Annotated in this window: 4 protein-coding genes; 1 reads left to right on the top strand and 3 read right to left on the bottom strand. The window is 62.3% G+C overall.

All coding sequences use genetic code 11. The annotated features are described in order from the left end of the window. Positions 1-203: 203 nt before the first annotated feature. Positions 204-1,139 carry a DUF2493 domain-containing protein gene (locus tag ACO2Q5_RS23690; RefSeq protein ID WP_423295677.1) on the top strand — a complete coding sequence of 312 codons (936 nt, stop codon included), beginning with the start codon at positions 204-206 and terminating at the stop codon, positions 1,137-1,139. A 14-nt stretch (positions 1,140-1,153) separates the two neighbouring features. On the opposite strand, the gene ACO2Q5_RS23685 is transcribed toward ACO2Q5_RS23690, so the two are convergent. The 3 genes from ACO2Q5_RS23685 to ACO2Q5_RS23675 all read right to left on the bottom strand — a co-directional run. Next, positions 1,154-1,915, bottom strand: a complete 762-nt coding sequence (locus ACO2Q5_RS23685) for an HNH endonuclease (RefSeq protein WP_423295675.1) — start codon at positions 1,913-1,915, stop codon at positions 1,154-1,156. A 5-nt stretch (positions 1,916-1,920) separates the two neighbouring features. After that, entirely contained in the window at positions 1,921-2,664 is a 744-nt protein-coding gene (locus ACO2Q5_RS23680) for a hypothetical protein (protein ID WP_423295674.1), read from the bottom strand. 3 nt (positions 2,665-2,667) lie between these two features. Continuing rightward, positions 2,668-6,500: Eco57I restriction-modification methylase domain-containing protein (locus ACO2Q5_RS23675; protein ID WP_423295673.1), on the bottom strand; the 3,833-nt coding region annotated here is incomplete at its 5' end.

Raw genomic sequence — 6,500 nt, 5'->3', positions numbered from 1 at the left:
CCTTCTTCCCGGGGAACCGTTGAAGCCAGACTCGACGGTTGGGGTGGGGGTGTCCACATCATCAAATCAGCCGCCCCCCGTCCTCCTCCACATGCGTTCCGGCCCCGAAAGGGGGTGAAGGGGCGTCCCCAGTGACAGCTTTCGCAGCCCATGAAGGCCGCGCGGGATGTCGCGCGGGCCCGAGCAGCCGGAGGCAAAAGACCATGACGACCCAATTCCAGAGCGAGGATTTCGACCGCAGCGCCGCCCTTTCCCAGACCGCCTGGGCGCTTCAGGAGCTTCAGCTCTACGGCACCCGTGCCTTCCAGGACGAGGTCGATCTGCGCCCGATGCCGGAGCCCGAGCGCCTCATCGACGCAGTCAGCGATATCTTCGATGCCCTCGTCGCAACCCTTGGCGACACCCGCATGGAACCCGACCTCGAAGAATTGCTCTGGGGCCAAGTCAACCTCTTCCACCGCGCCGCCGCCCGCACCGAGCGCCTGCTCGACGACAATGAAGTGGCGCAGCACCGCCTGCAGCGGGAACAAGACGGCTCCGAGGTGAAATCGACCGAACTTGAGCGTCTGACGGCCGAAGGAACCAGCCTTGTCGAACGGCGGCATTGTCTTGAAGCCTTCCGCGACCGCAGCGCCGAGACGTTTGAGCTTCACACCGGTTCGACCTGGCGGCCCCGCTCTGGCTCGATGGTGAACCACAAGCACCTGACCGCAGCGCTGATCGACAGCCGCGATTTCCTCTCCGCCAAGCGCCGCGCGGAAACCGAAGTGATGCTCCCCCAAGGCACCAAGATTGCCCTCACTGGTGGGACCGATTTCAACGATCACCGCCTGATCTGGGGCAAGCTGGATCAGGTCCAGACCAAATATCCCGACATGGTCCTTGTCCACGGTGGCAGCCCCAAGGGTGCCGAACTCATCGCCGCCAAATGGGCCGAGGCCCGCAAGGTCACGCAGGTCGCCTTCAAACCCGATTGGACCAAGCACGCCAAGGCCGCACCCTTCAAGCGGAATGACGCGATGCTGGACGTGCTGCCCGTGGGCGTCCTCGTCTTCCCGGGCAATGGCATTCAGGAAAACCTCGCCGACAAGGCCAAGAAACTGGGCATCCCGGTCCTGAAGTTCGAGAAGGGGGCGTGAGCCCCCTTTGTTTTCTAGTGATCACGATCAAACAGGCTGGTCCGATGCCACTTAAGCCGACTGCGCAACTTGTCGTTAAGGGAGAGAGGTGCGTACCACCGCAATTCAAGTCGCGCAGCATCGCTCAGCTTCACTGAAAATTGTGGCTGCCCGTCATCGTCAAAGGTGACAAGACCCCGGTCGAAGGCGGCGTCCCACAATGCCGAAAGCAGCAGGCCATTGTGTACGTCCAGCCGCTCGGCGTCGCTGGCGCAATCCTTCCAGGCAATGATATGGCTGGCGCGCAGCAGGGCTGGATCGGTGATCCCGGTCAGGGGGCAGCGACCTTGCCAATAAGTCATCAGCCGGTCGCGGAAGATATCCTGGCCAACGCGCTGGATGACCAGTCGCTCGGCCTCGGTGCTCTTGGGCAAATTCTCCACGGCCTCGCGGAATTCCTCGAGGGGGCCATCGGGCAGCGTTACTCCCAACTGATAGACCCGCGGCATCACGGCATAGAGCGTGGTCAGATTGGGATAGGCATAACGCACGAGGCCCGGGCCCGGCATGTCGGCCTCGGGAAGATTCAGATCCTCGACGATACCGAGGTGATCGAGAGCCAGAAACCACGGCCCGTCGTGCCCCCCGGCTGCCAACCAGACCGTGCCCTTCGCTGTCGTCGATCCATAGCGCGCCCAGCCGTCCGTTTCGCCCAACGCACGACGATAGCCGTTCTGCCAGGCGACCTTTTGGCATTCCTGAGAGACGACAAAGCTCTGGGGCGTTTCAATCTGCACCGGATTCACCAATATTGCCGTGGCGGGTGGCGCCGGAACAGATCAGCGATCTGCCGATACTCTTGCTGAAACCATGTCCGGTCCGCCTCCCAATCCGCGACGGCGTATCTCTGATTGCTGCGGCTGCCCCGCATATTGGCCAACATTTTCAGATGCTTCTCGATGGAATGGAACCGTTGCGAGGTCGCTGGCCCGCCCCAGCCTTGATACTTCGGGTCGAGGTCTGACGGGATCTCGATGCGAAAACAGGCATCCAGCCGTCTCTGTCTTTCGCGGCTGACAAGCCCTCGGGTTTTGCCGACGCGGTACCCGACATAAGCTAATGGGGACTGGTCCTCTCCCACGAAACTGCCATCAAGAAATGCCTGCATATCCCGTTTGATGTCCGGGGGGATGGGACGCTCCACCAGCGCATCATGTTCCTTCTGGGCCCGGTCGCGTTCTTCCTGTTCTCGGGCGTCGGCCTCGGCTTTCCTGCGACGTGCCTCTTCCTTTCGGCGCTCGTCTTCCGCTTGGACGCGGCGCAGGACTCCCGACACCCAAGGCAATTTGCCGAACCACCAGAACTTGCCCATCCACAAGAACAGAGCATCCCGTTGCCACAAGATCCACTTCGGGCCGTGCTCCGTCAGGTTTGTAATCAGCCACCACAGCAAGATCAGCACTGCGATGACAAGCAAGGGCGGGAAGATCACGAACATCGCCACGACGATCCCGATCCACAGCGCGATCTTGAGGTACGAGTGCATCCCCTACATCCCCATCGCCGCAAACTCACCGTTCGCTTCCATCCGGTCCCAGGCGGCGAGGACGAGGCGGCGGGTGCGGTACTCGCCGTGGTGGCGGATTTCCTTCTCCTTCAGGACGCGGAAGGTTTCCGAGGGGTAGTCGGGGCCCTTCACGTCGGCGGGGTCGAGGATGTAGCGCAGCTCGTCGCGGGTCAGGCCGTAGGCGCGGGCGTAGAAGGAGTCGAGATCCGCGCGCAGGTGGGCGCGGCGATCCTCGTCCCAGGCGAAGGGCGGGCCGTCATGGCCCAGATCGCGTGCGAAGGGGGCGAGGCTGTGCGAGGTGTAGGTGAGTTCCAGCACCTTCGGTGTGATGAAGGCGAGGCGGGGTTCGGTGTAGAACTTGGGCGCGAAAATCGGGAACTGCTTGAGGTAGCCATATGTCAGGTGCAGACCTGCGACACCATTTCGAGCTGTATAGTCCGTCACCAATGCGTTCAAGTTCGCGTACAGTCCGACGAGCAGAGCGGTAGTGGCGGTAGAGAACATAAGCGGAAGGGTGTGGCCGACTGCCACGCGGGGGATTACGGAAAAGATCGCGGTCCGCTCGTTCGTTGCTGCCGTGACGTCTTTCCACCCAAGAAGCCATCCCGCCTTTGTCCGCTCGGACAACCTTTCTTCAAGATCAGATTTTGTAACCCAGTAAAATGGTTCGACATCGAAACTTGGATCTGAGTGTTCTTCAGGAGTTGTCTCAGGAAGGACACGATACCCTCGATCATCGCCGCGCGCGCCATAACCCGAAAACCGGTGGTCAAAAAAGGAAATCATCTTCGCCTCGTACAGCGGCACAAAGCGCGTCGTTTTCGGCCCACCTCCGCTCAAGGACAAAGAACGTGTGTCCTTACCATCGACGGCCAAAATTCCTTGGGCAGGTTTAATTCCAGGCATGACCCAATCAGTTCCCTCACGAACGAAGCCATTTGCTTCAAGCTGCGAGGCAGTTTTGAACAATTCTGAGTCCGACGTCATATTGAATAGACCCTGACGGAACTCGAGGCCCCACGGGTTAGCCAGCGCACCCTGTGCTTCATGGATCAAAACTGGCGCCGTTGAGTATATTCTCGCAGTCAGTTCAGCGTCGTATCGCGCTCGAAAAACTGGGGCCGTGCCAGTGTTTGGGTTTATCAGAGCGATCTCGTCTGCCGACATAGTGAAGTTGCGCTCTGGATCGATCAGCTGGCCCGGGTCGGTCAGGAAGAAGGCAAATGCTGCTAGAGGCTCATCGCGGCCAATCGTGAGTAGGCTGAATTTCATGGCGCTATGAACGGCGGGAAACAACCCGGCGCGGTTCTCGAAATCGACCAACTTGGCCAACCGCTTCATTTTGACCAATGCCGCAAAGAAAGGTGCAGTCGTTGAGTCCGTCGCGATCCCGGTCGGGACAATCACACCGGCCCTCATTCGCGCCAGACTCGCGAAATGCTCGGCGAAAAGCGCATAAGTGTTTACCTTGCCCCGTGCGGTCAGATCGAAACGACCTGACGCTCGGGCGAACTCGTTGCCAGCATCAGAAGAGCGTAGAGCAGACTGAAACGCCTCGAACGCGGAAGGATTGTCACGTTGAAGGGCATCGATTGCCCGCTTGCGGGCTGCGCCTGCCAAGGAGGCAATCTCTGGGTGCAGCGCGGCGAAGTATTCTTTCTCCGAAAGCTGCATCACCTCCCACGGCGGGTTGCCCAGTACCACGTCGAACCCGCCGCGCTGCATCACGTCGGGGAACTCCAGCGGCCAGTGAAAGGCGCGGGCGCGGCGGGCGGCCTTGGGGGCGTCCATCATCGCCTGCCGGATCTTGCCCTGATTGAGGGCCAACCAAAGCTCTTCGGTCGTCGGCACGGTGCGGGCCGAGGCCCCCGCCGGTGCGCCGCCCACCTTGGGCAGCAGGAAGGCCGCGACATAAAGGTTTGCCGCCGCCGTCGCCCGCACAAATGCCTGCCCCTTGCGCAGTTCCTTGAAACGCGCGGCCTTGGCCCCGATCTGCTCCACAGTGTCCTCGGGCAGATCGCGGAAGCCCGAGAAATCCAGCGCCAGCGGTTTCATCTCGGGCATGGCAACTTGCCCTGTGCCGAAATCGAACCCGCCCTGACCCGAGGTCGCGGCGCGGTTGGCCTGCAGGTAGTATTTCGCGGTGTCCTTGTCGTCGCCCGTCAGCGGCTTGTAGGCGGCATCGGGGATACCGCCCTGCAGCACCTTCAGGTCGAACACGCCCAGCAGCGCGTCGCCGCAGCGGATCTGCGCGTCGAAGAAGCCAAGGGGAAGGCCGGGGTCCACCGTCTCGATCCAGAGTGCGACCTTGGTCAGCTCCACCGCCATCGGGTTGCGGTCCACCCCGTGCAGACAGGACCGCGCGACATCGCGCAGGGCATGGCGGAAGTCGGCAAGCGAGGGCGTGCCATCGGCGCGGATGCGGGCCAGACGCGTGGCAATGCGGCGGGCGGCGGCCAGCAGGAAATGGCCCGAGCCGCAGGCAGGGTCGATGACCGACAGTTTCAGCAGCGCCTTGGCGGGATCGTCCGCCTCGGCCTCGGTCTTGTCGAGGACGGGGTCGAGTGCTGTGTCGAGCAGCGCCTGAACGAGGCTGTCGGGCGTATAGTAGGAGCCGGTGGTCTTGCGCTGGTTGCCCTTTTGCTCGGCGGCTTCGGAGGCGAAAAGCAGGGTCTTGCCGTCATCCCCCAACTGCGGCTGCAGTTCGAGAAGAGATTCGTAGACGGAGCCCAGTTCCTCGGTCTCCATCGCGCGCCAGTTGACGGGGACCATGCCGGTTTTCTGGTCAAGCCAAGAGAGGCGGTAAAGCGCCTCCATGAAGGCGCGGTTGCGCAGGCGGGCGGTCTCCAAGTGGGGCAGCTTGTCGCCCGCGAAAAGGCCGCCGAGGGCCGGGAGCGCCAGCGCGTCTTGGCCGTTGGCCAGCGCGTAGAAGACGATCTTGATGCCCTCGTATCGGTCGTGGTGCTTGTCCCACGAAGCGGCGCGGTAGCATTGGGCGCGCAGGGCGGCGAGGCTGTAGCCTTCTGCGTAAAGCTTGCGGGCGTCGGGCTTGGCCTTTTCGGGGTGCAGGAGGTTGCGATCCTCGGCCACCATCAGGAAGATCAGGCGATAGACGAGGCGGAGAAGTTCGTTGAACCACTCAGTCAGGTTGACCTCGCCCGTTTTCAGCTTGTCGCGCAGGTCGGGGTTGGCCTCGAGGAAGCCGGAGCCGAGCACCTTGAGCGCGAGTTGGACCTGGACGGCAAGGCGGTCACGGGCGACTTCTCCTTCTTTGGATCCAGCATCGCGCCAGCGTTCCAGCGCGCAATCGGTGGCCGGGGCGCCAGTGACGCCAAACCGGGTGCGGTGGATCAGGAGCCAGAGAACGGCGAAGGAAGCGGCGTCCTCGTTGGTGAAGATCTGGGAGAGGTCGGCCTCGATATACGCCGGGCGGGTCAGCGAGGCGTTGTCGCGCATGAGGCGGATCAGGGTGCCATTGGTGACGAGGCCCCAGAGGGTATCGTCATGCTCGTTCAGGTGGTCCTGAAGGGCGAAGGCGGGCGAGCGTGTGCGGTCGGTCGAGAGGGTCGCGCTGCGCCGGTCGAGTTTTTCGTCTGACGGGGGCACGACCACGACCGGCACCCGTCCGCCCGCGATGAAGGATAGAGGGCCATCCACTGATACGAGGTCATCGAAGCCGAAGGTTTCCTGCAGGAAGGCCTTGATGAACCGACGCGTCGCATCGGCCGAGGGGTGTGCTATCTTGGCGAAGGTGTCGAAGTGCGACTGGCCAACACGAAAGGCGGTTGAGATTTCCTCGCGGATCGTGAGGGCCT

This window comes from Neotabrizicola sp. VNH66, assembly GCF_049445895.1.
Lineage (GTDB): Bacteria > Pseudomonadota > Alphaproteobacteria > Rhodobacterales > Rhodobacteraceae > Pseudogemmobacter.
The sequence above is the reverse complement of the archived record's forward strand: the minus strand, read 5'-3'. Positions and strand labels throughout refer to the sequence as shown.

What these genes read in the sequence shown, in the direction of transcription:
- ACO2Q5_RS23690 (WP_423295677.1), top strand. Translation starts at nt 204, where the DNA reads ATGACGACCCAATTCCAGAGCGAGGATTTCGACCGCAGCGCCGCCCTT.
- ACO2Q5_RS23680 (WP_423295674.1), bottom strand. Translation starts at nt 2,664, where the DNA reads ATGCACTCGTACCTCAAGATCGCGCTGTGGATCGGGATCGTCGTGGCG.